Here is a 26,609-nt window from a genome sequence, read left to right as displayed (position 1 = left end):
ATCTCAATCATTTTATTATTGCTTTTCTATCCAATATTGGAAGCGGAATTTTTGTTACCGAGCTGTGCTACATGCTGAAATTATTTTTTTTGAAAAAGGTACATAGCTACTCTTCTTTAGTTATCTGCTAAAGATTGTCCACCATGGATATGCTGTAAACTTTCAGTAGTAACGAACATATTTGCTGCTGGCATTTGCACTTGATTCTTATGGAACATAGACATTAATTCAAATCTTACTTGTCTAGAAGTTTCAAAATAATCTTCTGGCTTTATTAAACCTGTAATACAAAGTTCATATCCAACGTATTTAAGATTCGGGTTTAAATCTGTAACACCTACATATTTAAAAGGTTCAACAGCTTCATCCTCTACTTTATAAAGACTTGGAGCCAATTTTTCATTACAATTAACACAAACTTCTTCTAACAATTCCTTAACTCTTGTAGGGTCTTCCTGATAACTTACCGTAATCCGTTCAATTACGCGCATCCATCCTTTATTAAAATTTTGTATCGTTCTAATCTCTCCATGTGGTATGGTAAGGAGTTTTCCTGACCATTCACGAATTTGCATAAAACGAATACTAATTTCCTCAATCGTTCCTGAGTTTGTTCCGTTAAAAGTAACAAAATCACCAACACGAAACTCTTTGTCCGCTAATCTCGCAAAACCTAATATAACATCTTTTAACATCTGTTGCGCAGCAAAGCCGATAACAACCCCTGCTATCCCTGCACCTGCAATGATGCTTTTTATATCTACAAATTGACTAATTAAATATATGATTAGACTGATGATAATGATATATCTACATATAGATCGAATCACACTTTGAATCGTTTGCTCTACCTCTTCATCAAAAAAGCTTGATTTCCTGAAAAACCAATCAATAATGCGGTTTATTACAAAAGAAATAATGATTAGAACTAAAGCAAATAGTAAAAATCTTAAAAGTAAAAACTCTCTTACATAATTAAAAAATTCTTCAGTATACGTTAATAAACTCAACTAACCACTTCCTTACTAATAAAAAAATTCATACTCGTCTCAGTTTGTTCTAGAAAATTCTATTATCCTAATCTAAAATGCCACTACCTTACTATGGACTTTATTACTAACTCACTTTAAACAGTATGTCTAGATGTTCTTTTCCCTTTAAATATACCCTTTTTAATAACCTAAGGGGAGCTAATAGTGAATTTTTTTTTAACATTACAACTTTATTCTGCTCATTACGATTTCAACTAATTTATTCATTAACTACGTACAAAAAAGAGCTGAATTTATTAGCTCTTTTATTCAATATTAATTGTTGTTTTACTGCTTTTTTCTTCTTTCAATTTTGGCAATTCAATTGTCAGTACGCCATCTTTATAATTTGCTCTAACATTTTCTTCCTCAACTTGTTTAAAACTAAAGCGTCGAGTTACAGAACCTATAGAACGTTCCTTACGAATATATGTGCCATTCTCATTTTTTCTTCTACTTCATTATGATTAGTTGCTTGAATCGTTAATACATCTTGTTCAAATTCAACTTGAATGTTTTCTTTTTGAAAACATGGTAAATCTGCTTTCACAGTATATTTATCAGATTGTTCATGAACATCTACTTTAAAAGTATCCATGTTCATCGGTTTAAAGAAAGCATCTGTCATCCCTTCTAATAAAAAAATTAATTAAGCAAAACCTCGTCTCAATTTAAACGTAAAAAGAGACCTTTTTTTAAAGGCCTCTTTTTTCACTTCACTTCTGCATGTAGGCATGACTTAAAATGTCCAAGTGCAAATTCATGCCCTTGCGCATTAAAAGATGCAACCGCCTTTTCAAAAACTACAATTTTAAATCCTTTATTATAAGCGTCTACCGCTGTATGAAAAACACAAATATCGGAGCAAACACCTACAAGATGAACTTCTTCTACTCCTCTTTCTCGTAACTTCATCTCTAGGTCTGTTCCTGCAAATGCACTATATCGTGTTTTATCCATATAATATACATTCTCTGCATTTTTATATGTTTCGTACACATCTTGTAATTCACCAAACAATTCTCTTCCATTTGTACCAGCTATGTTATGAGGCGGGAATAACTTTGATTCTGGATGATATACATCGTTTTCTTTATGCTTATCGATCGCAAAGACTACGTAATCTCCATTTTCAATATATCGCTTCGTTAAATGGACAATTTCCTTCTCAATTTCTTGTCCTGGTTTCCCGCATGTTAAAGCACCTTTCTCAGCTACAAAATCATATGTATAATCAATATTTATAAGAGCTCGTTTCATTACTATCTCTCCTTCTCCTGTTTCACAGTAAACAATAGAAAATTTGTTATTACGACATCGTATGTACTATTCGACATTTCAAATGAAATACCTACATTTCTCTTGTGAAACTTACCTTAGTCAGAGTTTATCATATAATAATAAACTCTTGTATCGTAAAGCAAATTACTGCCATCATTAAACTAATCAAAACGATACGAATACACCGATTTACATATTCAATCTCTTTCTCTGTCATAGTAGTAACAAGTGGTTTCTTCCTATTTAATCGTATTAGAAAACGAAACAAGTTATTCACTATTGTACACTCTAGTCCAAACAAAAAAGCACACTACTTTTTTGAGTAATGTACTTTTTATTCTTATTAAGACGCAGGTTTTGTTTCAAATGTTGCTTGATTAAAACTAATAACCTTTCCTTTCGGGTCATTGTTTTCATACTGAACTGCAGTAATCGTATGACTACCTGTTTCAAGCGTCTTTTCTTTTAATTGTACTGTTGTCTGTGTTGTACTAGTTACTTGATGTTTATCTGCAAACAGTCGATCTACAAATACGAATGTTTCTTTATCATTTTGAAAATTAGAAAGCTCTAATTCCACGTGTTGAATTAAAGTATCCTTTTTGATGAATACGGTTGGTATATTGCCATTGTCAGAAGTACCATCTGGAGTAATAACTTTCACTTTTCCTTCCCCAATTGGCATTACTCCTTCAGGAAATACAACTATATTCTCATTACTTGCGTTTACAACTTGTTCTTCTGGCTTTGATTGTGTACCCTCTTTTTCCTTTGGAGCACCGCAACTGGCTAATAACAATACAGACAATCCAGTGATTATGAATTTTTTCAAAATTCATCCCCCCTGTCATTTCATTATAATTTATTATACAAAAATAACTTATTAATTTTAAGACTACTTTTAACACTTTCATGAACAAATAGAATCTTGCTCACGATTAATGTATCATACTTTCCTTAATAGAACATTAATTTTTTTTATGAAATAAATAGTAATTCCCTCTTATCTATCATTTTAGCCTAACAGATTAATTACATACCCTCAAAAATAAAAAGACATTGTTCATTCAATGTCTTTTTATTTTCGGCTTTAAAAAACAAATGTTGTAATCTCATCTACTTCTTTTCTTGGAAGTTTCTTCGGCTTATCCTTCGGAAAACCGAGTGAAATAACCATATTTATTTGTTTTTCAGGCTCAATTTGTAAATATTGTCGCATTTCATCTTGAGCTAACAATACCGGTCCCGTCATCGGACATGTACCAAGCCCCTTCGCATGTGCAGCCAACATTAAGTTTTGTGCCGCTAAACAGCTACTCTTAATTCCTTCTTCTTCCCAAACTGAATCTGGCACAAAAGCAATTGGATCAAATATCTTTTCACGAAACTTTGATTCATATGGCGTTGCCAAACATACGATTAATACTGGCGCCTCCGAGAAAGCTGTTGCATATGGTCCGAAAGAACGTGTAAGTAATTTCCCTGCTTTCTCTTCTCCGTTTTCTGCCGCTTTTGCCGCAAGTTTATGTAATGCATCCCATGTCATTTGTTCAATTTCTTTAATTTTCTCTCGGTTCATAATGACCAAGAACTCCCAAGTTTGTGAGTTCGTATCACTCGGTGCATAACGAGCACAATCAATAATTTCTTTTATATCACTAGTGGATACTTCTTGTTCTGTGAACTTTCTAACACTTCGTCTACCGTGAATTAATTCTTTAAAATCTTCATAATTCATACATTAAACCCCCTTTTTACAGCGTTTTCAAATCTTGTCCTATGCTTGAATTATATCATGAAAAAAAGCTGGAGGAATACCAGCTTTTTTCTTCAATATTAGTTTGTAACTTTAAACAAACTAATACTTTCTTCATATGCCACTTGGAGTTTCTTTGTAATCGGTCCTCTTTCACCGTTTCCAAACTGCTCGTCACCAATTTGAACGACTGGGAATATTTCAAGTGGTGTCGCTGTAAAGAAGCACTCATCAGCCTCATATACTTCTTGTAGTGAAAATTCTCGTTCTTCTACATCAATATGTAACTCATTCGCTAATATAATAACGTAGTGACGTGTAACGCCGTGTAGAATGAAATTGTCAGCCGGATGTGTAATCAGTTTATTATTTTTCACCATAAAGAAATTTGAATGACACCCCTCAGTTACAATTCCATCTCGTACTAATATCGCTTCTTGATAACCTTGTTCGTTTATTTTATTTTTAATTATAATATTAGGTAGCAGGTTTAAGGATTTTATATGACAGAACTTCCAGCGTATATCCTCTTCAACAGTAACTTTGATTCCTTGTTCCATAGCAGCAATTGGTCGTGGAAACGAAACAATATTTGCAAAATAAGTTGGTTGCATATTTGACTCATACACATGATTACGTGCTTGAGCACCTCTTGAAATTTGCAAATATACATTCCCATCTTCTTGAAATTGATTTTTTTCAATCATTTGATGTAACTCTTCGACTAACTCTTCCTTAGTAAACGGTGGAATTAGTTTTATTTCTTCCATAGAATTAAAGAATCGTTCCAAATGTAAATCTAATAAATGTGGTTTCCCATCATATAGTCTGAATACCTCGTATATACCGTCACCAAATTGAAAGCCTCTCTCCTCTAATGGAATCATCGGCTGTTCTTCCTTCGCATTTACAATTCTTCCGTTAAACAAAATCCAATCTTTATGAGTAGCTTCCATTTATTCCCACTCCTCTATTCCATGATTGCTTTAATTGTACAACTTATCCACACTCAAAAGAAGGAATTTTCTGTATTTTAATAAATAAAAAAGTGCATCACCCATTTAAAGTGATACACTTCTTTATTTACTTCAGAAAATAGTTTTCAATATCATCTAACATAAGGTTTGCAGCTACAATACCACCTGCTGTATTCCAAATCACTTCATCTACTTGGAATACTTTATTATCTTTAGAAGCCTGTAACTGCTTAAAGAGCAGATCTTCTGTCCATTCTTTCGCTAACGTGTTTCCTTCATTATTCTTATCCGCATCTTTATCAGATGTGAAATAGAATAAATAGTCCCCGTCCATATTTGGAATTTGCTCTTTTGGAATTCCTTTTATCGCAAATTCATCTTTATCTTGTAATGGCGGTCGTTTAAATCCAATATCATTTAATACAACGCCTGAGAATGAATTTTTTTGATAAATACGAACATCACCAGGGACGAAGCGAATAATTGAAACTTTAGAGTTAGCTTTATCACCTAATTGTTCTTTTATTGCTGCAATACGCTTTTTATAATCATTAAGAGCATTTTGCCCTTCTTTTTCTTTATTTACAGCTTCAGTATAAAGCGTAAAGTTATCTTTCCAATCACCGCGCAATGTTTCAGCATATACTGTTGGCGCGATTTCTTTTAACTGCTCATATATTTTTTCGTGACGCATTTTATTTCCGATAATTAAATCCGGCTGAAGCTTCATTATTGCTTCTAAATTAATGTCACGCTCAGTTCCTACTACTTTTGTATTTTTTAACTCTTTCGCTAAATGAGGATACCATTCGTTGTAACAATATAAATTTCCTATCACTTAATTCCACTGTTACTTTCGTATATAAATAAACAACTATGACACTAATTAAAATGGCACCTATTGTATCACTGAGCACAATGTACACGTAAATAAAAAAACGCCTTATGTAAGGCGATTTCTATCATTTTGCTTTAACCAATTTAAAATAAATATATACGATTGATAGTGAATATAACGTATGCAAAATAAAAGAAATAAAAGGGCTATTCCAGTGGTACTATACAGCAAACCGAACTTCAAAAAAATATTTAACAGCGGTGGAAAGTTCGTTATGTTTTGTAATGTAAGTAGCATACAAAACAAAAGGAAAAACACTGGGGCATATTGTAATTCATACGGCTTTCTCTTCTTATTCATTCTTTTTCGAATAAACATATGGCTTAGCTCCGCTACTAAAAAACACCCACCAATTAATACAAGACCAGAAGTCATCGTCATACATCCACCTGCCTTATATTTATCTCGCATAACTACTCATCGTTATATTTTCTTCACATATATTCCATCTTCTTCATTAAAACCAAAGCTCTCTATGAAAGATCTTGCTTGTTCTGTTAATTCCGTTTGTAATACCTTTATCTCTTGCACCTTTCTTTCTTTCATCATCGTTTCAAATGTAAAATAGGTATTTGTACCATAACCGTAACTTTGATAATCAAAATGAATGATTAACTGAGATAAAAATGCAGTCTCCCCTTGAACACGATAATCTATTACACCAATATATGTATCATCAACTTTCACACAATACTGTACTTCTTTTTCACTTAAACTATGTGAGCGAAACATTTCTTTAACAACACTTTCATTTTCTACAGTTACTTTTTCAAACGTAATCATATGTTGTCCATCCTTTTACTATTATTGTATCAATAATACGTCCTATTTATGAAAAAAACCTTAAGACCATATACGATCTTAAGGTTTTTCTCATTAAACTAAGCTATACGCACGTTTCGTTTCTTCGTGGAACTTATTCGTATCGTATTTATGCTCAACATAAATTTGGTGCCATACCATAAACGCAAGTACAGTCCAAATTTTACGGCTATAATCGCCTTTATCTGCACAATGTGCTTCCAGTAAGTTTAATACATACTGTTTGTCGATTAAATGGTCTGTTTTACTCTCATTTATAATATTAATAGCCCAGTCATGCATTTCGTCTTTTAACCAGTGACGAATTGGTACTGGGAATCCAAGTTTTTTACGATCTAATACGTGATCCGGAACAATTCCGCGTGCCGCTTCACGTAAAATAGCTTTCGTAGTTCCGTTAGCAATCTTAAATTCAGTTGGAATTTTAGATGCAACATCGAATACTTCTTTATCTAAGAACGGTACACGAAGTTCTAATGAGTTTGCCATTGTCATTTTATCAGCTTTTAATAAAATGTCACCGCGTAACCATGTGAACATGTCAATGTACTGCATTTTGCTTACATCATCATAATCTTTAATTTCGTTATACAATGGTTTCGTGATATCCATATAGTTAACACTTTCATTGTAATACTTCATTAATTCAGCTTTCTCTTCTTCACGGAAGATTTTCGCGTTTCCATAGTAACGCTCTTCAATTGGCGTACATCCACGCTCTAGGAAGCTCTTTCCTTTAAAGCCTTCTTTAAGGGCACCACTTAATGCTTTTAGAACGCTCTTACCTGGGCTAGGAATGTAAGAGAACATTTTTAGTGAGTTTGGCTCACGATAAATGTTATAACCACCAAATAGCTCGTCTGCACCTTCACCTGAAAGAACAACTGTTACATGCTTACGCGCTTCTTTTGCAACGAAATACAATGGTACCGCTGCTGGATCTGCTAAAGGATCATCCATGTGCCAAATGATTTTTGGGAACTCATCCATAAACTCTTTCGCAGAAATGAATACGTTATGGTTTTTAACACCTAATTTCTCAGCAGTTTCTTTGGCAACATCAACTTCACTGAAACCACGTTGCTCAAAACCAACAGAGAATGTTAAAAGATTTGGATTCATTTCTCTTGCGATAGAAGCGATAATAGATGAATCGATACCACCAGATAAGAATGAACCTACTGGTACATCACTACGCATATGCACTTTTACTGAATCATATAACACATCACGAATTGCCTGGATATGCTCCTCTTTCGTTGCACTTGAAGCATTGAAATAAGGTTTCCAGTAGCGATGGATTTCCATCTCTTTACCGATTTCTTTTACGAAATAATGACCAGGCTCGATTTTATTAACATCAATTGTTAACGTTTCTGGCTCTGGACCATATTGATACGTAAAGTAATGTTGTAGTGACGTTGGATTAACACCTTTATCTTCCATCACATGCATAATACTTTTCTTCTCAGATGCGAAGAATGTAGTATCACCTTGTTGTGCGATGTATAAAGGTTTAATACCGAAGTGATCACGTGCACCGAAAAGTTTCTTCTCTTCACGATCCCAAATCATAAATGCAAACATACCACGAAGGTAGTCTACACATTTTTCTTTCATATGTGCATACAATGCAATGATAACTTCTGTATCAGATTGCGTTGCAAACGTTGCACCTTTTTCAAGTAACATTTCACGTAATTCTACATAGTTGTAAATTTCACCATTAAAAATAATTACATATCGATCATTTTCATAAGTTAGCGGCTGATGTCCTGCCTCTAAGTCAATGATACTTAAACGGCGGAAGCCAAATTGTACATGTTCATCACGAAAATATCCTTCGTCATCTGGACCACGGTGGAAAATCATCGTGTTCATATTTTCAAATTGATGTTTTTCTGTTTCTGAAAACTCTCTAGGGTTTTCACATAAACATCCTACAAAACCACACATACTTCTTACCCTCTTTCAGTTTTCATTCTGTCTCTATACTACTATATCAACCCTATTTATACTAGCATAATCAACTGAATATGGCGACCAAAAACTATAAAAAAATCACTCCATTTCACATTTTTAACAATTTTTTATGAGAACATGAAAACTAGGCACTCACCTTTCTCCGCTTTTGTCATATGATATTGCAAATTGATTTTTAGGAGGGAATATCATGAGTGAAGAAAAAAAAGACTCTTCTCGCCCACCGGTTCGTAATTATTTAAAGCAAATTGATGATTTCTTCGAGCAAACACCACTTCGTAATGTAATCGCTGATTTAAATCATTTTTTCCAAAAAGGAAACCGTTTATTAACATTCCCTGTAGATTTATATGAAGTTGGTGAAGAACTCGTTGTTACAGCTGAACTACCAGGTATACAAAAAGAACAAATTCAAATTGAAATACAAAGTGAATACTTAAAAGTCTCTGTAAAAGAAGAAATACTTGAAGAGGCTGAAGAAGAAACATCTCATAACTATTATCGCCGAGAACGTTCCATTTCAGAAGCATCCAGATTGATTAAATTACCGTACTCAATTAATAAAAAAGCAGCGAAAGCTTCGTATCAAAATGGCGTGTTAGAAATTCGGGCACCAAAACTTCCACAGCAACATGACATTTTATCCATAGACTAATGTAAAAAAAGAAGGGTGCTTTAATTAATCTGCACCCTTCTTTTTATTCTGCTAATCGCTTCATATCACGTATAATGTCCTCATACGGCGTATTACTAATACCATTATACTTTTTCATTACTTTTCCGTTTTGATCAATTAAATAAAATGATGTACCATGCATAACTTGACCATTCTCAGGTTTATCTACAAGTGATTGGAAATTATCTTTTGCAAACTTTGTAATATCTTCTAACGAATAACCCGTTAATAAATTCCAATTACTAGTATCCTCTGTAAACTTTTGAATGAACGCCTTCAAATTCTCCGGCTTATCAAGGTCTGGATCTACACTAAACGAAACAAACTGAACGTCTAATTTCTCTTCTTTTGCCATCTTTTGCAGTTTTGCCATATTAGCAGTCATTGGCGGACAAACTGTTTGGCAGTTTGTGAACATAAAATCTGCAACCCAAACTTTCCCTTTTAAATCTTTTGTACCAAATGGCTTTCCATCTTGATTTGTAAATTGGAAAGTTTCTAAATCCCAATTTAATGGTTTACGAAGCTTTGAACCTGATCCACTACATCCAGCAAGTACAAAGAGACAAAATACAACCATAAGACCAATTACTTTTTGATAACGCTTCATTTATAAACCTCTTTTCTCTATCCTAAATTTAAATAGGTTATGTTTATCATAACAAAAGTTAACACTACGAGAAAATTGTTTACTACATTTGTTCACGAAATCGTACGAATTTACGTATGTTACTTCTTTATTTCAAGCGAATTACTAGACAAAATATATTTTTTCACTATTATTTCTCTAAACCGAAGTTGCAAAACTAATTTTATTGTTACTTTTGTAAATACATACCCCTATTTTTTAACAATTCCTTAAACATTCATCCATGTTATACACTGTATTCCTTAACAACATTTCGGTACAATACAATTACAACGATTTTAAATGAGGTGATGTTCATGACAAAACGTTATGAAAACATGGATAATGTGAGCACAAAAAAATCAATTCGTTCCTTTTTACGTTGGCGTAAAGAACGAAAACAAAATAAAAAAGATTTTTGTTTTTTAGTAGAACAATCACCTGTTAAACAAAGTAAATTTCTACAAAACAACTTTGAAAAGACGACTGTAACTTGGATTGGTCATTCCACATTCCTTATCCAAACGAATGGGCTAAATATATTAACAGATCCAGTATGGGCTACTAAATTAAAATTAGTTCCAAGACTTACTGAACCAGGTCTTTCTATACAAGAATTACCTAAAATTGACATCATCCTCATTTCACACGGTCATTATGATCATTTAGATTTTCCAACGCTTCGCCAGCTAAATGATGATGTTCTATACCTTGTACCTATTGGGCTAAAAAAATTATTTACTCGCAAAAAATTTACTCACGTAGAAGAGTATAATTGGTGGGAAAATACAACAATTAATGATGTTTCCTTTCACTTCGCACCTGCCCAGCACTGGACGAGAAGATCATTATTTGATATGAATACATCTCACTGGGGTGGATGGATTATTAAGAATGACAATATGGAGGAAAGCATTTATTTTTGTGGAGACAGTGGCTATTTCCAAGGTTTCAAAGAAATTGGCAAACGCTTTTCAATTGATATTGCTCTTATGCCAATTGGCGCTTATGAACCAGAATGGTTTATGAAAGTATCTCACGTTTCACCTGAAGAGGCAGTGCAAGCTTATTTAGATTTGAATGCTACACACTTTATACCAATGCATTACGGATCTTTTGCACTCGCCGATGAAACACCTCGCGAGGCAATAACAAGACTTCGAAATAATTGGAATTTACGTATGTTACCGTGGGAACAACTGCATGTACTCTTTTTAGGTCAAACTTTCACTTATAATAACGCAACAAATGATAAGCAAGTAACTGAAAAAATTGAAACTTTTCATGTATAACGTAGCGACTGATTTTCTATATTCAACATATAATATAGAAAATCATAAAGGGTGTTTTCTATGAATGAATATTTACAGACTCGCTATATCATTAGCGGGAGTGCCTGTATAGCCCTTCTTATTTCTTACTTTCTCTTCACATAAAGTGAAACTTTAATCAGTGGGGGGTGTTCATCCCCCACTGATTATTAGTTGAACCAATCGGGCATTTACGGACAGCCCGACTCCCACCTAACTTCTTTTCTTTATGTAGGGAGTCTTACTGTCCGTTAATGCGGGATAAAAAAGGCTACTTGAAAGTCATTTCAAGTAGCTTTTTTATTACTCTGCTAAATACATAAATCCGATTGCACCCGGACCTGTATGAGTACTAATAATAGGCGTTGTAAAGAAAATTTCTGATTGAGCAAAACCACTTACTTTTTCAACAGCCGCTTTTACATTTTCAGCTAAAGGAATTGCTTTCGCATGTGGAATTGCCACAGCTTTTACAACTTTCCCAGCTGTATCTTCCTCAAATAACTTAGCTAACGTTTTTACAATTTGACCTTGGCTACGCACTTTCGTTACAGGGTTATAAACACCATCTTCAAGGCTAGCAATTGGTTTTATATTAAGTAGCGAACCGATAAACGCTTTTCCTTTACCGATACGGCCACCCTTCACTAGGTTTTCTAATGTATCTACCACTACATATAAACGAGTATTCTTTCTCACTTCATCTACACGTTTTAAAATTTCTTCTAGTGAGCGTCCTTCATTTGCCATTTTCGCAGCTTCAACTACTTGATATGCTAAAGCATGTGTAATAAATTGCGAATCAACAACTGTTACTTTTGTGTCGGTCATTGATGCAGCACTATTTGCCGTTGCCACAGTACCACTCATTCCACTTGTCATATGAATGGAAAGTACTTCACTTCCATCTTCACCTAACTTGTCATACATTTCTACAAATGTACCCATTGCTGGTTGTGATGTTTTTGGTAGTCCCTCTGATTTAATCATTTCTTCAATAAATTCATCTGGTTGTAGATCAACGCGATCTAAATATGTTTGTCCATTTACAGAGATTGATAATGGTAGAACATGAATGTCATACTTCTCAATTACCTCTTGTGATAAATCTGCCGTTGAATCTGTTACAATTTTAATTTTTTGCATATTATATTCTTCCCTTTCCAATACGCTCTCCTTGTTATTATACTAGTATTCCCATTGCTTTCAACAATTTGGAACGAAATTTAATCAAATTAATTATATTTTCATATCTAAAATGAAAAAGACAGAGCTCTTAACCCTGTCCACACTCTATATCATGCATTTTTTTCAAGAGTATTTGTTTTATATACATTTAAATAATCATTCCACTTCAAACAATTTTGTAAATATTCACGGAAAGAATACGAAAATCTTGGGTGTTTTTGTTTTTGAATTTTTGCAATAAATAATTGAAGACGAGACTGAATTAGAAACGATAATGGATGCTGCGCCTGTAGGACAGGGATTTCAAATATTTTAATACAATCCCCTGTTGAATGAGTGAAATAAAAACTTTTCGTAATCACAATATCAATCCTCTTTTTCATTGGATTTTTGAACTTCCTCTACTTTACGCTGTAACACGTTGTTTAAAGTGGAGACTCCTATGAATACAAAAGTACCCTTAGACAATCCCTTTAATCCTTATAGTTAGAAGATTTATACTCTATTCATCTCCACCTAATCCATCCCCCATCCTAAATATCCATTAAGACAGGACTCTCGTTATCCGTAAATTACTTAATACATTCAGTATAAACTTATAAAAGCGCAAAGTTTGTCTAAATTTTGGAGATTCTATAATTTTTTTCTTCTATATATTGTATACATTTATAGCTAGAGTATAACAAATAAATAAAAAAAGTGCCTTTATAACGAGGCACTTTTCGACTGTATTTCTTCTCTTTTCTTTTTGCGCTTACTAACAACCTTTGATAGAGCGATACTAATTTCATAAATACAAATAAGTGGTACAGCTACTAAACTATGTGATAAAAAATCGGGCGGTGATATACACGATGCAATGATAATCAATGCTACGTATGCATACCTTCTTATTTTTATGAGAAATTCCGCCGTCAACAATCCAATACTTGTTAAAAACATTACAACTACAGGTAATTCAAAAATTACAGCAAATGGAACTGTTAAATTAAGAACAAAATGAAAATATTTTTCTGTCGTAAACATCGTATTAAACATTTCGTTACCTATCGTAGTTAAAAAATGAAATAAAAACGGCATTACAACGAAATATCCAAAACATAAACCAGCAATAAATAATATGGACAATACCGGTATATACATCACTGTCATCTTTTGTTCATTTGGATGTAAACCCGGTTTTACAAATAACCAAATTTGTATAGCAGCAAAAGGAATTGTACAAACGATAGCAAATACTGTAGCAATCGAGAAAAAAATCCACAATACATCACTCGGTCCCAGAACTGTTAACTTCATCGGCAAATCTTTTACGAGCCAAAAATATATATCCTTCGTAAAAGTAAATCCAATAATTAAAAATAGTACAAATGATAAGACTGTATATATTACTCTTTTACGAAGCTCAACAATATGTTCTACTACGCTCATTTCTTGATCTTCCATCTCGTTCACCACACTTAATTTATCCATTACAAGGAAAACCCATTACATTTTTTCCTTCTTTTCCTTCTCTTGAAATGCATCATCCGTCAATTCTTTCGTTGATTTTTTGAATTCTTTTAACGTTTCCCCTAAAGCCTTTCCGATCTCCGGCAATTTTTTAGGCCCAAATAAAATGAGTACAGCTACTAAAATTAAAATTAACCCTGGAAAGCCAATATTTGAAAACATTTCTCCATCCCCTTTATTAGTAGATTCCTTGTCCTACTATTACATAATTTTATTTTGTCAAAAAAGTTTGAAAACGTCAACAAATCCATTGCCTTTTGTCAAAAAAATTCAAAAATATAATCAATTATACAAATTCCATTTTCTATTGCCCTTGTGTATGATATGGTAAGGGTAATGACATATTATTTTATGATAGTAGAAAGGATTTGCATTATGACTGAAAAAATGACACGAATGACTCAATTTGTTAAAGAAGAAATTGCAAATGCAATTACACATGGTATCGGTGCTATTTTAAGCATCCCTGCCTTAATTATATTAATTATTCACGCCTCTAAGCATGGTACCGCATCTGCTGTAGTTGCATTTACGGTTTATGGTGTAAGCATGTTCTTACTGTACTTGTTTTCAACATTGCTACATAGCATTCATCATCCAAAAGTAGAAAAATTATTTACTATACTAGATCACTCAGCTATTTATTTATTAATCGCTGGCACATATACTCCTTTTTTACTTATTACGCTTCGTGGACCATTAGGCTGGACGTTACTCGCGATTATATGGACACTAGCAATCGGGGGGATCGTCTTCAAAATCTTCTTTGTACGTCGCTTTATTAAGGCATCAACGTTATGTTATATCATTATGGGATGGCTTATAATCGTTGCCATTAAACCACTTTATGAAAATCTAACTGGACATGGTTTTTCACTACTGTTAGCGGGCGGCATTTTATATTCTGTAGGGGCTATATTCTTCCTTTGGGAAAAGTTACCTTTCAATCATGCCATTTGGCATCTTTTCGTTTTAGGTGGTAGCGCGATGATGTTTTTCTGCGTACTCTTTTATGTCTTACCAACAGCGTAATAAAAAAGGTTCAGCTTATATAAGCTGAAACCTTTTTTATTACTTATGTAATTGTGATGCGATAACATCCTGTGTATGCTTTGTTAATTCTTTAATATCCATATTGGCATATTCTTCAGGTGTAATCGGCTTAGAAATTGTTACTGTTGCATGAGCTGGTTTCATACGATTTCCATTCGCTTCAAACATTTTATATGTCCCATCTAATGTTACAGGTAAGATTGCTACACCAGATTTTACTGCAAGATGAAAACTCCCAGCCTTAAACTCTCCAATTCCGCCACCCTTACTTCTTGTCCCTTCCGGGAAAATTACGATAGAATGTCCATTCTTTAATAGCTCGATTCCATCTTTAATTGCTTGAAGAGATTGACGACGATCGCTACGATCCATAAATACACAATTCATAAGTTCCATCCAAGTTGGTACAACCGGGAACTTTTTAATCTCTGCCTTTGAAACGAATCCAATTGGTTTATTTAAATAACCTAGTAAAACAGGGATATCCATATTACTTTGATGATTACTTACAACTAGTACCGGCTTGTCTTTCGGAACATTTTCAAGTCCCTTTACCTCTACTGTGGAACCAGCTACACGTACCATTTTCTTACCAAACCAATTTGTCGTTTTATACACAGCATTATCTTTTTCTTGTGGCGACATCGTATTTACTTGTCTTTTAAGACGCCACATTCTCGGTGTAATCGCTATTACGATTAAAATTAAATAAAAGATTTTAAAAAACGTTTGAATCATACAGAACCCCCACTTATTATCATTCCGCCCTTCATTATACTAGACAAACGAAGGAAAAAGAAGAAAAAATGTCCAAACAGCAAGTGTTTGGACATTTTTAAGTATAATATATTAGAAACGTTTTGCTAATTCGCGAGCATTAGCAATTGCTGCTTCTTTAATTTCTTGTGCTTTTTCAGGGTTTGCATTCATACCTTCAACTGCAATATATTCAGTATCATTTACACCGACAAATCCTAATACAGTTTTTAAGTGATTGCGTCCGAAGTCTACAGCTGCGTATGCTCCTTCAGAATATACGCCACCTGTTGCTTGAATGTGCAGTGCTTTTTTACCTTCTAATAAGCCGACTGGACCATTTTCAGTATATTTGAATGTTTTACCTGCGATTGCTACGTTATCTAAGTATGCTTTTACTACTGGTGGGTAGCTAAAGTTCCACATTGGAGTTACGAATACATAACGATCTGCATGCATAAATGTTTCTAAGTTTGTGTTCATTGCTGCAACTTTTTGTTGTTGAGCTTCAGTTAAAGTTTCAAAGCCTTCACCTGCTGCAAATTTACCCCAAGCAGCGAATACATCTGCATCGATTGCTGGTACTGTAGTGTTGAATAAATCAATTGTTACAACTTCGTCTTGTGGATGCTCGTTTTTATAAGCTTCGATGAAAGCTTCCCCTACTGCCATTCCGAAAGAACCTTCTGCTGAATTTGGATTTGCTGTAATAAATAGTACTTTTGTCATTGTATTCTCTCCCTTTTCTACACTTTATCTTTAATTTGAGATTTATAATTCGAAAGTAAACAACTTACCTTATGTAAGTATAATACAAAAAGTCGTGTTCGATGTCAATAAAAAATAGCTACTTTTTTTTTGTAAGTTAATGATTTATTTTGTTTCCTTAAAATTTAGTATAACGGATATTAAGAATTCTTTCATATAAAAAGGCTAACTCTACAAATTATAGAGCTAGCCTTTGATTACATATTATTTTTGAAATACATGTTTTACTTTTTCAGCTGGAATATTACTTCCGCCTCTACCTTTTACATCTTCAATCATCATTGTAATGACCATATCTGGTGAATTTAAATCAAATGCAGCGAACCAACCTAGTTCTTTTCCTTCGGCCTCTTTTGATACTTTTAATTCCGCTGTGCCTGTTTTTCCAGCAAGAGTCATGCCATCAATTTTAGCAATTTTCCCTGTACCATCTGGATCATTAATTACTTTCGTCATAGCAGTTTTTAATATATCCTGATTGCCTTTTGAAATTACATTCTCTTTCCAAACTTTTAGTTGCTTATGTGTTTTAATAATATATGGAGAAGGTATGTTTCCGTCATTAACAATTGGTGCGTACGTTAATGCTAGATGAAGTGGCGTCATTAATACTTGCCCTTGTCCATAACCTGTGTCTGCCATTTGAATATCATTTTTAATACCATCATTTGCGATTTTAGAAGCTGGGAATCCATATTCAATTGGTAGTTTCTCATCGAATCCGAATTTTTTCGCTTCACTCATAAATTTATCTTTTCCGATTTTCAAAGCTTCTTGCGCGAAATAAATATTATCCGAGTATTTCATCGCTTTATCAAAATCGATCGGATTTGCATCTTTTACACGCGTTACATAATAATTACCCCAAGAAGAATCTTTTGTCCATTTCAATCCTTCAATTTTCAACTCTTCTTTTGGATCAATCGTTTTCGTTTCAAGACCGATTGCACCTGTAATAGGCTTAAATACAGAGCCTGGAACTGATAATTGTGTAAATCGATTCGTCATCGGTTTTTTCGGATCATTATTCCATGCTTCTCGTTGTGCTTTTGATGTCCCTCTTGCAATTACATTTGGATCATATGCTGGGCTACTTACTAGTGCAATTGTTTCTCCACTTTTCGGATTAATTGCTGCACTTGAACCAGCTTCGCCCTTCATTTCATTATACGTTTTTTCTTGAACAGCACTATCAATCGTTAAAGTTACATTTTCTCCATCAACAGCATCTGTTTTTGCTAAATTTTTAATTTCTTTTCCTTGTGCATCTTCTACAAAGACACGGCCACCTTTTTTACCGCGCAGCTTTTCTTCCAGTACTTGCTCTAAACCAGCTTTACCTACTGGATCATCTGCTTGATAGCCTTTCTTTTGTAGCGTTTTTAAATCTTCAGCATTTACTTTTCCAATATAACCAGTCAGATGAGCTGCCGCTTCTCCTAATGGATATGTACGAACATTTACAGGCTTTGTTGAAACACCTGCTAATTCAATGTACGTATTTTGCGTTGCCCCTTCAGGTAAAATTCCAATTGGTACAAGATATCCTGGTTTTACCCATTTAGCAGCTAATTTTTGATCAATTTCTTCTACAGACATATTTAATAACTTCGCTACTGTTTCTTTCGTTTGGGGAGCAGTATCGCCTAACTTTTCAGGAATCAATCCAATTTCAGAAGCTTTCCCATTCGTTGCAAGACCTTTTCCATTACGATCGTATATTTCACCACGTTTTGGCTCTGTCGTCTGCATACGCACTTTACTATCTTTCGTCATGCCTGGGAATATAAAATCAGGAGTCCAATCTACTTTCCAAGATTCTTTATCTCCATCTTTTTCTTTCACCATTTTCGCTTCATGTCCAAAAGTGATTTTACCACCAACTGTATCCATGCTTACTTTAAAAGGAACAGGGCCTTCATCTTTTTTATCTTCTTTTACTTCTCCTGCTTCTACTTTTAAGTTTTTCACTTCAATACCAGAATAAATTTTCTCATATTTCTCAGTAAACTCTTTCTTTGAAATATCTTTTTTTGCCTTTTCTGATAATTGATCATACATATCTACAAATTTTTGTTTATTCCATGCTTTTGCATATGTATCAAATGCCTCTTGTGGCTTTTCTTCTTTACCACATCCAACTAACATGAACGTTAAGCAAAGAAAAAGAATCCCCCATATCTTTCTCAATCGATTCTCCTCCTCTTTCTATCTTAATACTCTTGAAAATTTTAGCATTTTTACATGCTATCTTTCATTATAACACTATCGAATATCATCTATAAACTTATATCTATGAATACAAATTAAAAGATTGATGTGAATTTTCACATCAATCTTTTTGATTATTGTTGTTTCTCATATACATGGTAGTAATACGTATACGGATTTTTTTCATCCGTTACACCTTTTTCTACAAAAACTTCTTTCCAATTTGTCATATCCATTTCTGGGAAGAATGTATCTCCTTCAAATGCATGATGGATTTTTGTTATATATAACTTGTCTACGTAAGGTAAAAAGAGATCATAAATTTGCGCTCCGCCAAAAATAAAGATCTCTTCTTCATTTTTGCATAGCTCAAACACTTCTTCTACAGAATGTGCTACTTCACAGCCTTCAACCTGATACCCTTCATTGCGAGTTACAATAATATTACGTCTTCCAGGCAATGGTCTTCCAATCGCTTCATAGTTCTTTCTCCCCATAATAAGCGGATGACCCATCGTTGTTTTCTTTACATACTGTAATTCACTCGGTAAACGCCAAGGTAAATTATTCTCTTTACCAATTACTCTATTCTCGTCCATTGCGACCATAAATGAAACTATCATCTTTTCATCTCCTCTACAATTACACTGCAACTGGTGCTTTAATTGCTGGATGTGGATCATATCCTTCAATTGTTAAATCTTCCATTTCAAAATCAAACACAGATTTCACATCTGGATTGAGTGTAAGTTTCGGGAATGGACGTGGTTCACGTGCCAATTGCTTTTCTACTTGTTCAAAGTGATTCGTATAAATGTGTGCATCTCCAATTGTATGAACAAATTCTCCCACTTCAAGACCACATTCATGTGCAATTAAATGTGTTAAAAGTGAGTAACTTGCAATATTAAATGGAATTCCAAGGAATATATCCCCACTTCTTTGATATAACTGACAAGAAAGTTTGCCATCCGCTACATAAAATTGGAATAACGTATGACAAGGCGGTAATGCCATACTTGGTACATCTTCAGGATTCCAAGCAGAAACAATTAGACGACGTGAGTCTGGCGTTTTTTTAATCATTTCAATTACATCTTTTAATTGATCAAGTGTCTCACCAGCTGTCGTTTTCCAAGCACGCCACTGCTTACCATAAACGTCTCCTAAATACCCAAATTTTTTTGAGAAATCATCATCTTCTAAAACGTTTTTTTTAAATAATTCCATTTGTTCATCGTATTGCACTTTAAATTCCTCATCTTGTTGTGAGCGAAGACCGAAATCAGTCATATCAGGACCAGTATACTCATCACTTTCTACCCAGCTCTTAAATGCCCATTCATTCCAAATATTATTATTATGCTGCAATAAATAGCGAATATTTGTATCACCTTTCATAAACCAAAGCAATTCACTTGCTACAAGGCGAAACGGTACTCTCTTTGTCGTTAATAAAGGAAAACCTTTACTTAGATCAAAACGCATTTGATATCCAAATACAGATACAGTGCCTGTCCCTGTACGGTCTTCTTTCTTCGTACCATGCTCCATTACATGGCGGCATAAATTTAAGTATTCATTTTCAGCATGTTTCATATGTAGAAAAACCTTCTTTCAATCGTATATGGAATTTATCATAACATGAAAAACAGCAAATTTAATAATCTTGATTAATAAAATTTATTTCAGTAATTCTTACAAAATTATTAACTTTCCATATTTAAAAAGGTTTTCATTTTCTATTACCGAAAGTATAGTACGGTAGGGAAAAATTTATAGTTGGAGGTTAGAAGTATGTCTAAAATTGAAACGCCTGTTATGACTTCTTTACAAACGACAGTAAAAAAAATGATGAAGGATTTAAACGTTCCTGGTGTTGCTGTAGCTGTTGTAAAAGACGGTGAAATTATTATTTCAGAAGGTTTCGGCTATCGTAATTTAGAGACAAAAGAGGCTGTTACACCGAGAACTCGGTTCGCAATCGGTTCTTCAACGAAAGCCTTCGGTACACTTTCATTAAGCTTATTAGCGCAGCAAAAAAAGTTTAATTGGGATACTCCTGTCCAATCATATATACCTAACTTCTCTTTATCTGAACTACTTGCTAGCTCACAAACTACAGGACGAGATTTAGCTTCTCATCGTACTGGGGTAAGTCGTCATGATGCTCTTTGGTACAGCTCTTCTTTAACTCGAAAAGATATAGTAGAAAAAATAAAACATTTATCACTTGATGCACCGTTCCGCACAGCATTTCTTTATAACAACTTAATGTATGCAACAATTAGCCACATTGTTGAAAATATTACAAATCAAACGTGGGAACAATACGCGACAGAACATATTTTAGAACCTTTAAATATGAGACATACAAACTTCTCTGTTACAGATTCACAAACTACAGATGATTATGCTTTACCTTACATTGAAAATGAAGGTGAAATAAAAGAAGTTCCATTCCGTAACATCGATACAGTCGGCGCTGCTGGATGTATTAATTCTACAATTGAAGATATGGCAAATTGGGTACTTCTTCACTTAAACGAAGGAAAGTTTGGAGATCATGAATTAATCTCCTCTGAATTATTACAACAAATGTATACACCGCACAATTCAATTCCAGATCAACCGGCTTTATCACTTCCTGAATCTCCATTAAATAGTTATGGGCTTGGTTGGTTTATTAGCGCTTATCGTGGTTACAAAATGATTCATCATGGCGGTAATATTGATGGATTTTCTGCGTTTGTTTCATTTATGCCAAATGAAAATTTAGGTCTTGTTATATTAACGAATGCTGGAGGGACATTATTGCCTATATATCTTGCTAATCAAATTTATGACGAGCTACTTGAATTAGAAAATATCGATTGGCATAAACGTGCTGTAGAAGATACTGAAAAAATAAAGGAAATGCTGAAAGAAGCAACTGAATCCATTCCAGAACAAATAAAAGGAACTACACCTTCTCATAAATTAGAGGATTATACTAGTACTTTCGAACATCCGGCATACGGAACATTACAAGTATACAAGCGAGATGATTCATTATTTGTACAATTCATGGAAATAGACATTCAATTAGGGCACCATCATTACGACATCTTTTCTGCAAAAGTTGACTTATTCCAAATGAAAATGAATCTATTATTTGCATATGAAATGAATGTGAACGGTGAATTCCCATCCCTTCAGTTACATGTACCAGCCATGCTAAGTACTCAGCCGCTTGCATTTAAGAAAATTAAATAAATTTTAAATAGAGGGATGATAACACTTCCCTCTATTTCCTTTTAAATCCCCCATCAAAAAAAGGATAATACGTAACAGGCACAGAATTCTATTATTCAACTAATTAAATTATCAGGAGGAAAAGCTGTGTACATAGAAATTTTTAAAGAAATTGTTTCGATTACTCATCACGATTATTCAGGTTGTATAGATAAAAAAGGATGGGACGATCCTACTACTTATTTACAGACAATCGAGAAACTAGAGAAACAAGGAGAACTAACACCAGTACAATTTACCGAAATTGTACGTGATTACTTATTAGACTTTAAAGATAATCATATGTTTTTCAAAATGATCTCTAACAATCAACCCCTTAACAGTGTTGGCTTTCAAGTAAAAAGATATGAAGACCACCTATATATTACATCCACTTCACAGGAAATAAGAGTGAAAAAGGGACAGTCTATTCTAGCATTAGATAATATGAAAGTTCCTGAGCTATTAATAAAATATAAGAAGTATTTAAATGAGCATACATATGAACGTGAAAAATGGGATTATGTTTTATTAAAATCGTCAAATTGTACACTTATAGATGAAGATGGATTGACTCAAACAATTACTTTACAAAAGTATAAACAAAATGAATACACGCCTATTTATTCATTTAAACAGCATAATAAAGATACACTCTTAATTACTTTGACAGATTTCGCAAATACTGAAGCTATTAATAAATTATTAGACTCACACAAAAATGAGCTAAATTCTTTTCCTAATTTAATTATTGATGTGCGTTTGAATCGTGGTGGAAGTGATGATGCATTTTTCAAATTACTTCCTTACTTATTTGAAGACAAAGAGATCTCTCTTTTAGATTCTTCAGATACAATGCAATTAAATCATACAGAACGAAACTTTCATTTACGTATGAAAGACATCGAAATGGAAGATTATGATTCTTTAGACGAACTTTCCAAATTATTCACTGATATATTTATTCAAAATTTAAAAAAGAATTATAAAAAAGGATTTGTTACATTTGATACTTCTGGATTACCAAAAGAACTTCAAGCATTAACAATACACGGACGAAAATCACCTAATAGAGTAGTTATATTAACAGATATTACATGCGGGAGTTCTGGTGATTCTTTTGTAGAAGTTGCAAAAAAATCATTGAAAGTAAAAGTAATAGGTCGTCCTACTGCTGGCGTAAATGATTATTCTAATTTAGCGGTAATGGAATGGGCAGATACATTCGCTCTTTACTATCCTACTTCACGGCTTTCTATTATAGATAAAGGCGAAGGAATGTCTGGAATTGGTATACAACCACATATACACATCCCGTGGACTCCGGAACATATACAAGAAGATGTAGATTTAAAGTTAGCATTACAACTACTTCAAAACGAAGAGTGGTAAAAAATAAAGGTAGATGTGAACCACACCTACCTTTTCTATTTCATATTAATCTTTTCTGGTTGAAACCAAATTGGCCTTAATAGCTCAAAATCTTTATGATCCTCTAAAACTATAGTAAGACGCTCTAACGTATCATCTAACATATGCGGTGCTGCTCGTAAAGACCAAACAACTGAAGAGAAAACTGTCATTCCAACGTATACTGCATATAATTTCCAAAACTCCTCTGGTATTCTCCCATTAAAGTATCCTTCTATTTGTCCGATTGAATACGGAATACTAATGTCCCTTGCAAATAGCGCAATTTTTACGAAATCATGAAGTGGATCGCCCCAATCGTAGCCATTAAAATCAACCACCCCTACATATTTTCCATCCCGTACAATTATATTTTCTAAATGAAAATCATCGTGTTGAAATCGATTTGGGCGGTTTTGTAAATATATTTCATTTTCATCTATAAACTTAATGATTTTATCATCATTTTTTATTTTTATTCCGCATGTTTTGTATGCCTCTAAATATTTTTGATGTTTTTTCATGGCTCTTTCATACCATGGAAGTATATCATTAGGAGCTTCATATGTATGCATTTTTGCTAAATCTTTTCCTGCCTCTATACCAATTTCATGTTGTTCTTTTGGTGAATACGTAGGCAATAGCTTCTTCGCATCTTCCCCTTCTAAATATGAAAAAATGCCATAGCATAAACCTTCTTCTACGAACAAACCCATTTCAATTGGTTTTTGTGCTTGCACACTACGTTTTTGCATTTCATTTAAAATTTGAAACTCTATTTTCTTTCTTTCATACTCTTTTATATCGCCTGTCCGCAATAAATATTTTTCATTATTCGCATTCGTAATTACATATTTCTTATCAGGTGAGAACCCTTTGGAAATTTCTTCAATATCCACTGCATCTTTTACTATTTGTATATTGTTTTGCCCTGCTGTAATTGTCTCCATGTATATTCCCCTTACATTTCTACATTTGGTGTATACGCTACTTCTATAATAAACCCATTCGGATCATAAAAATCAATCGTATAGTACTCATCTGAATAATGATTCATTTCAATCGGACCACGTATTACTTTCACTTTCGCACTAGAAAGAAACTCCGCTACCTCATCCACCACTTCTCTTTTAATAGCTTGGTAACAAATATGTCTAGGCCCTAACGTCCTTACGATTTCCTCGTCTACTTCTTTAAAATATATTTCGCTTTCTCCTGTACTATATGATACTTCATTTAACTTTCTCCATCCAATTATGGAAAACAACATATCGTAAAAAAAAATGGATGCCTCTAAATTTGCTACCCAAAATTCAATATGATGAATACCTGCTCGAAGTGTCTTCATATTAAGAATACGCCCCTTGTACTACTTGCACAATTTCCATCGGCGTATGAACCATAAAATCAGGTGCATCTTTTTTCACTGTTTCAATGACATCATATCCCCAAGATACCCAAATTACGTTCACCCCTGCCTTTTTACACGCTGCTACGTCTCGCTGTTCATCACCGACATATAACATATCTTTCTCTGTTATTTTTTTCGATTTTAAAAACCTTTTTATCATTTTATCTTTACCGAACAAATTTTTAGAACAATACACTTCTTGTATATTTTCTATATCATTATTGTGTAAAAATGCCCGAATATGCTCTTCTGAGTTCGATGATATGACTGCAATTCCATATCCTTTTTTATGTAGCTCATCTAATACATCCTTCATCCCATGGAACAAAATGAGATCTTTTATAGCAGGCTGATACAATTTATAAAACTCCAGCGCTAATATCGGTAGTTTATACAGCGGTACATCAAGTTGTTTACATCTTTCTGGCATCGTTAATTTACGTAAATACTCAATTTCTTCTTCCCTTACCGTTTTATATCCGTGCTTTTCAGCAAGTTGATTATAAATTGGTACAAATATATTTTGTGAATCTACTAATGTGCCATCAAAGTCAAAAACAATATATTTTTGCATTCCCATACTCCCTTTGCTTCTTTTTTCTAAACCTATCTTATTCAACAACAAGGTTACCTTACCCTTCTATAAACATAAAAAAGAACAAGATTTTCTCTTGTTCTTTTTAAGAAAGCCATTTTGGTGGTACATTCGTATTCCAATAAATATTTCCCAATTCATGATGCCCATTGTATCCATCATCAAAACGATGATAATGGAAATTAAAATAATAACCATCTTGCGGTGGATGATCTCGTCTTACATGAAATCGAAGTAAATCATTTCCTGATTTCGTATCATAAACGTGAAAAATCTTTTCATTATTTCCACCGGCCGGTCTTTGAGAAATCGCTAATGATTGTAACGACTCCTCTGGTACATCATTTGCCAGTTCAGCAATTGCCTCTTCAATTTTCGGTAATATTACATCTTTAAACTCATCTTCAATTACTGGACCAATTTTAGTGCCAAACTTTTGCATCGACTGCTTCTCTGCTTCTTGCATTGCGTAAGTAATAAAAGTATCGGTGGTTAACCTGTCATTCGTTTCTTCATATGTATAGGACGTACTCTCCAAATTTTGTTGCCCAGCTGTGCTCGTAGGCTTGTCCGCAGCTTTGGCATTATCAAGCAATATGGAAGGAGGCGTCACTAAACCAAATGTAAATACGGTAATTAATGCGACTAAGGTTTTTCTAAACCAATTTGGCATGTATGTTTCCTCCCCTTTCACTCATTATATTTTATATAACGGTTGTTTCCTCTATTATACAAAATGATTGTAATTTTTGCACTTTACAATTTTGTTAACGTTCACATATTTTTCACTTGAATATGAAATTGTAAGATTTCATACAATAAAAATACAACAATAATGAGGAGGAGATCAGATGACTTTAGATGTCATGTATTCCGCCGCAAGCATACTCGTTTTAGTATATTTTATTTATCAATGTGTTACGGATTAGAAAAAGAGCGATTTTGAAGTGACCCCTAAAAGTTAGACACGGTTATTTCATTAGGCAGCTTGATAAAAGTGAGTCCGGTATTGTACCGGGCTCATTTTTAATTTTGCCTTAATCCGTTTCGTATTATAATAATCTATATAT

The 26,609-nt window shown here is 33.6% G+C and carries 29 protein-coding genes and 3 pseudogenes; 5 read left to right on the top strand and 27 right to left on the bottom strand.

Annotated features, from left to right (window positions below; all coding sequences use genetic code 11):
• Positions 1-116 precede the first annotated feature (116 nt).
• The 12 genes and pseudogenes from CO726_RS26240 to asnB all read right to left on the bottom strand — a co-directional run bounded on the left by CO726_RS26240 (position 117) and on the right by asnB (position 8,721).
• Positions 117-1,010 carry a mechanosensitive ion channel family protein gene (locus tag CO726_RS26240; RefSeq protein ID WP_099686198.1) on the bottom strand — a complete coding sequence of 298 codons (894 nt, stop codon included), beginning with the start codon at positions 1,008-1,010 and terminating at the stop codon, positions 117-119.
• A 287-nt stretch (positions 1,011-1,297) separates the two neighbouring features.
• Positions 1,298-1,671, bottom strand: a pseudogene (locus tag CO726_RS26235) (Hsp20/alpha crystallin family protein); the annotation flags it as partial.
• Positions 1,672-1,742: 71 nt separating this feature from the next.
• Positions 1,743-2,291: a cysteine hydrolase family protein gene (locus CO726_RS26230; RefSeq protein WP_099686197.1), complete on the bottom strand. Its 549-nt coding sequence runs from the start codon at positions 2,289-2,291 to the stop codon at positions 1,743-1,745.
• Between the two features lie 130 nt (positions 2,292-2,421).
• On the bottom strand, positions 2,422-2,589 hold the full coding sequence (locus CO726_RS31965; RefSeq protein ID WP_169513086.1) for a hypothetical protein: 168 nt from the start codon (positions 2,587-2,589) through the stop codon (positions 2,422-2,424).
• A 66-nt stretch (positions 2,590-2,655) separates the two neighbouring features.
• Positions 2,656-3,144 carry a hypothetical protein gene (locus tag CO726_RS26220; RefSeq protein ID WP_099686196.1) on the bottom strand — a complete coding sequence of 163 codons (489 nt, stop codon included), beginning with the start codon at positions 3,142-3,144 and terminating at the stop codon, positions 2,656-2,658.
• A gap of 258 nt (positions 3,145-3,402) precedes the next feature.
• Positions 3,403-4,050 (bottom strand): nitroreductase family protein, encoded by a 648-nt coding sequence (locus CO726_RS26215; protein ID WP_099686195.1) that lies wholly within the window; start codon positions 4,048-4,050, stop codon positions 3,403-3,405.
• A gap of 98 nt (positions 4,051-4,148) precedes the next feature.
• On the bottom strand, positions 4,149-5,024 hold the full coding sequence (dat, locus tag CO726_RS26210; protein ID WP_099686194.1) for a D-amino-acid transaminase: 876 nt from the start codon (positions 5,022-5,024) through the stop codon (positions 4,149-4,151).
• A 127-nt stretch (positions 5,025-5,151) separates the two neighbouring features.
• Positions 5,152-5,859 (bottom strand): annotated as a pseudogene (locus tag CO726_RS26205) (ABC transporter substrate-binding protein); the annotation flags it as partial.
• A pseudogene (locus CO726_RS33240) lies at positions 5,837-5,978 on the bottom strand (phosphatase PAP2 family protein); the annotation flags it as partial. The pseudogenes CO726_RS33240 and CO726_RS26205, both read right to left, overlap by 23 nt.
• Positions 5,979-5,988: 10 nt before the next feature.
• Entirely contained in the window at positions 5,989-6,318 is a 330-nt protein-coding gene (locus tag CO726_RS26200; protein WP_099686193.1) for a hypothetical protein, read from the bottom strand.
• Positions 6,319-6,366: 48 nt separating this feature from the next.
• Positions 6,367-6,726: a GNAT family N-acetyltransferase gene (locus CO726_RS26195; RefSeq protein ID WP_099686192.1), complete on the bottom strand. Its 360-nt coding sequence runs from the start codon at positions 6,724-6,726 to the stop codon at positions 6,367-6,369.
• Positions 6,727-6,819: 93 nt separating this feature from the next.
• A complete protein-coding gene (gene asnB, locus CO726_RS26190) occupies positions 6,820-8,721 on the bottom strand; it encodes an asparagine synthase (glutamine-hydrolyzing) (RefSeq protein WP_048528838.1) in 1,902 nt (633 codons plus the stop codon).
• Between the two features lie 217 nt (positions 8,722-8,938).
• Between asnB and CO726_RS26185 the strand changes: the two genes are divergently transcribed.
• Positions 8,939-9,403: an Hsp20/alpha crystallin family protein gene (locus CO726_RS26185; protein WP_001288083.1), complete on the top strand. Its 465-nt coding sequence runs from the start codon at positions 8,939-8,941 to the stop codon at positions 9,401-9,403.
• Positions 9,404-9,446: 43 nt separating this feature from the next.
• Here the strand turns inward: CO726_RS26185 and CO726_RS26180 are convergent, their stop codons facing one another.
• On the bottom strand, positions 9,447-10,034 hold the full coding sequence (locus tag CO726_RS26180; protein ID WP_098761145.1) for an SCO family protein: 588 nt from the start codon (positions 10,032-10,034) through the stop codon (positions 9,447-9,449).
• A gap of 335 nt (positions 10,035-10,369) precedes the next feature.
• Here CO726_RS26180 and CO726_RS26175 point away from each other — a divergent pair, with 335 nt between their 5' ends.
• A complete protein-coding gene (locus CO726_RS26175) occupies positions 10,370-11,344 on the top strand; it encodes an MBL fold metallo-hydrolase (RefSeq protein ID WP_099686191.1) in 975 nt (324 codons plus the stop codon).
• A gap of 321 nt (positions 11,345-11,665) precedes the next feature.
• Here the strand turns inward: CO726_RS26175 and CO726_RS26165 are convergent, their stop codons facing one another.
• The 4 genes from CO726_RS26165 to CO726_RS26145 all read right to left on the bottom strand — a co-directional run bounded on the left by CO726_RS26165 (position 11,666) and on the right by CO726_RS26145 (position 14,224).
• The gene (locus CO726_RS26165; RefSeq protein ID WP_099686213.1) at positions 11,666-12,508 is read right to left on the bottom strand and encodes a DegV family protein; all 843 of its coding nucleotides are present in this window, start codon (positions 12,506-12,508) and stop codon (positions 11,666-11,668) included.
• Positions 12,509-12,660: 152 nt separating this feature from the next.
• Complete coding sequence (locus CO726_RS26160) at positions 12,661-12,912, bottom strand: DUF2535 family protein (protein WP_000629012.1); 252 nt, start codon at positions 12,910-12,912, stop codon at positions 12,661-12,663.
• Between the two features lie 343 nt (positions 12,913-13,255).
• On the bottom strand, positions 13,256-13,996 hold the full coding sequence (gene tatC, locus CO726_RS26150) for a twin-arginine translocase subunit TatC (RefSeq protein ID WP_099686212.1): 741 nt from the start codon (positions 13,994-13,996) through the stop codon (positions 13,256-13,258).
• A 42-nt stretch (positions 13,997-14,038) separates the two neighbouring features.
• A complete protein-coding gene (locus CO726_RS26145) occupies positions 14,039-14,224 on the bottom strand; it encodes a twin-arginine translocase TatA/TatE family subunit (protein ID WP_000492443.1) in 186 nt (61 codons plus the stop codon).
• Between the two features lie 213 nt (positions 14,225-14,437).
• Between CO726_RS26145 and trhA the strand changes: the two genes are divergently transcribed.
• Positions 14,438-15,094, top strand: a complete 657-nt coding sequence (gene trhA, locus CO726_RS26140) for a PAQR family membrane homeostasis protein TrhA (RefSeq protein ID WP_061679535.1) — start codon at positions 14,438-14,440, stop codon at positions 15,092-15,094.
• 39 nt (positions 15,095-15,133) lie between these two features.
• Here trhA and CO726_RS26135 read toward each other — a convergent pair whose 3' ends face one another.
• The 5 genes from CO726_RS26135 to CO726_RS26115 all read right to left on the bottom strand — a co-directional run bounded on the left by CO726_RS26135 (position 15,134) and on the right by CO726_RS26115 (position 20,449).
• Positions 15,134-15,853, bottom strand: a complete 720-nt coding sequence (locus CO726_RS26135; RefSeq protein WP_099686190.1) for a lysophospholipid acyltransferase family protein — start codon at positions 15,851-15,853, stop codon at positions 15,134-15,136.
• Positions 15,854-15,964: 111 nt separating this feature from the next.
• A complete protein-coding gene (locus CO726_RS26130; RefSeq protein ID WP_001991934.1) occupies positions 15,965-16,600 on the bottom strand; it encodes an FMN-dependent NADH-azoreductase in 636 nt (211 codons plus the stop codon).
• Positions 16,601-16,843: 243 nt separating this feature from the next.
• Entirely contained in the window at positions 16,844-18,829 is a 1,986-nt protein-coding gene (gene pbpC / locus CO726_RS26125; protein ID WP_099686189.1) for a penicillin-binding protein 3, read from the bottom strand.
• Positions 18,830-18,984: 155 nt separating this feature from the next.
• Positions 18,985-19,473, bottom strand: a complete 489-nt coding sequence (locus tag CO726_RS26120; protein WP_099686188.1) for a dihydrofolate reductase — start codon at positions 19,471-19,473, stop codon at positions 18,985-18,987.
• Positions 19,474-19,492: 19 nt separating this feature from the next.
• Positions 19,493-20,449: a thymidylate synthase gene (locus CO726_RS26115; protein ID WP_099686187.1), complete on the bottom strand. Its 957-nt coding sequence runs from the start codon at positions 20,447-20,449 to the stop codon at positions 19,493-19,495.
• A 198-nt stretch (positions 20,450-20,647) separates the two neighbouring features.
• Between CO726_RS26115 and CO726_RS26110 the strand changes: the two genes are divergently transcribed.
• Both CO726_RS26110 and CO726_RS26105 read left to right on the top strand, forming a co-directional pair.
• Entirely contained in the window at positions 20,648-22,105 is a 1,458-nt protein-coding gene (locus tag CO726_RS26110) for a serine hydrolase (RefSeq protein ID WP_099686186.1), read from the top strand.
• 126 nt (positions 22,106-22,231) lie between these two features.
• On the top strand, positions 22,232-23,515 hold the full coding sequence (locus CO726_RS26105; protein WP_099686185.1) for a S41 family peptidase: 1,284 nt from the start codon (positions 22,232-22,234) through the stop codon (positions 23,513-23,515).
• Between the two features lie 35 nt (positions 23,516-23,550).
• Here the strand turns inward: CO726_RS26105 and CO726_RS26100 are convergent, their stop codons facing one another.
• From CO726_RS26100 to CO726_RS26080, 5 genes are all read right to left on the bottom strand, one after another.
• Positions 23,551-24,483, bottom strand: a complete 933-nt coding sequence (locus CO726_RS26100; RefSeq protein ID WP_099686184.1) for an aminoglycoside phosphotransferase family protein — start codon at positions 24,481-24,483, stop codon at positions 23,551-23,553.
• A gap of 11 nt (positions 24,484-24,494) precedes the next feature.
• Positions 24,495-24,881 (bottom strand): VOC family protein, encoded by a 387-nt coding sequence (locus tag CO726_RS26095; protein ID WP_099686183.1) that lies wholly within the window; start codon positions 24,879-24,881, stop codon positions 24,495-24,497.
• A gap of 1 nt (position 24,882) precedes the next feature.
• Positions 24,883-25,518 carry an HAD family hydrolase gene (locus CO726_RS26090; RefSeq protein ID WP_136699857.1) on the bottom strand — a complete coding sequence of 212 codons (636 nt, stop codon included), beginning with the start codon at positions 25,516-25,518 and terminating at the stop codon, positions 24,883-24,885.
• A 106-nt stretch (positions 25,519-25,624) separates the two neighbouring features.
• Positions 25,625-26,212 (bottom strand): YpjP family protein, encoded by a 588-nt coding sequence (locus tag CO726_RS26085; RefSeq protein ID WP_016088072.1) that lies wholly within the window; start codon positions 26,210-26,212, stop codon positions 25,625-25,627.
• Positions 26,213-26,518: 306 nt separating this feature from the next.
• Positions 26,519-26,609, bottom strand: a 91-nt coding sequence (locus CO726_RS26080; RefSeq protein ID WP_130953558.1) for an IS3 family transposase, incomplete at its 5' end; no start/stop codon positions are given.

The sequence above is a fragment of the Bacillus fungorum genome, from assembly GCF_002746455.1.
GTDB lineage: Bacteria > Bacillota > Bacilli > Bacillales > Bacillaceae_G > Bacillus_A > Bacillus_A fungorum.
This window is presented reverse-complemented; position numbering and strand designations above follow the sequence as displayed.

Coding starts and splice junctions, on each gene's coding strand:
- CO726_RS26230 (WP_099686197.1), bottom strand. CDS start 2,291: ATGAAACGAGCTCTTATAAATATTGATTATACATATGATTTTGTAGCT.
- CO726_RS26215 (WP_099686195.1), bottom strand. CDS start 4,050: ATGAATTATGAAGATTTTAAAGAATTAATTCACGGTAGACGAAGTGTT.
- dat (WP_099686194.1), bottom strand. CDS start 5,024: ATGGAAGCTACTCATAAAGATTGGATTTTGTTTAACGGAAGAATTGTA.
- CO726_RS26200 (WP_099686193.1), bottom strand. CDS start 6,318: ATGACTTCTGGTCTTGTATTAATTGGTGGGTGTTTTTTAGTAGCGGAG.
- CO726_RS26195 (WP_099686192.1), bottom strand. CDS start 6,726: ATGATTACGTTTGAAAAAGTAACTGTAGAAAATGAAAGTGTTGTTAAA.
- asnB (WP_048528838.1), bottom strand. CDS start 8,721: ATGTGTGGTTTTGTAGGATGTTTATGTGAAAACCCTAGAGAGTTTTCA.
- CO726_RS26185 (WP_001288083.1), top strand. CDS start 8,939: ATGAGTGAAGAAAAAAAAGACTCTTCTCGCCCACCGGTTCGTAATTAT.
- CO726_RS26180 (WP_098761145.1), bottom strand. CDS start 10,034: ATGAAGCGTTATCAAAAAGTAATTGGTCTTATGGTTGTATTTTGTCTC.
- CO726_RS26175 (WP_099686191.1), top strand. CDS start 10,370: ATGACAAAACGTTATGAAAACATGGATAATGTGAGCACAAAAAAATCA.
- CO726_RS26165 (WP_099686213.1), bottom strand. CDS start 12,508: ATGCAAAAAATTAAAATTGTAACAGATTCAACGGCAGATTTATCACAA.
- tatC (WP_099686212.1), bottom strand. CDS start 13,996: ATGGAAGATCAAGAAATGAGCGTAGTAGAACATATTGTTGAGCTTCGT.
- CO726_RS26145 (WP_000492443.1), bottom strand. CDS start 14,224: ATGTTTTCAAATATTGGCTTTCCAGGGTTAATTTTAATTTTAGTAGCT.
- trhA (WP_061679535.1), top strand. CDS start 14,438: ATGACTGAAAAAATGACACGAATGACTCAATTTGTTAAAGAAGAAATT.
- CO726_RS26135 (WP_099686190.1), bottom strand. CDS start 15,853: ATGATTCAAACGTTTTTTAAAATCTTTTATTTAATTTTAATCGTAATA.
- CO726_RS26130 (WP_001991934.1), bottom strand. CDS start 16,600: ATGACAAAAGTACTATTTATTACAGCAAATCCAAATTCAGCAGAAGGT.
- CO726_RS26120 (WP_099686188.1), bottom strand. CDS start 19,473: ATGATAGTTTCATTTATGGTCGCAATGGACGAGAATAGAGTAATTGGT.
- CO726_RS26115 (WP_099686187.1), bottom strand. CDS start 20,449: ATGAAACATGCTGAAAATGAATACTTAAATTTATGCCGCCATGTAATG.
- CO726_RS26110 (WP_099686186.1), top strand. CDS start 20,648: ATGTCTAAAATTGAAACGCCTGTTATGACTTCTTTACAAACGACAGTA.
- CO726_RS26100 (WP_099686184.1), bottom strand. CDS start 24,483: ATGGAGACAATTACAGCAGGGCAAAACAATATACAAATAGTAAAAGAT.
- CO726_RS26095 (WP_099686183.1), bottom strand. CDS start 24,881: ATGAAGACACTTCGAGCAGGTATTCATCATATTGAATTTTGGGTAGCA.
- CO726_RS26090 (WP_136699857.1), bottom strand. CDS start 25,518: ATGCAAAAATATATTGTTTTTGACTTTGATGGCACATTAGTAGATTCA.
- CO726_RS26085 (WP_016088072.1), bottom strand. CDS start 26,212: ATGCCAAATTGGTTTAGAAAAACCTTAGTCGCATTAATTACCGTATTT.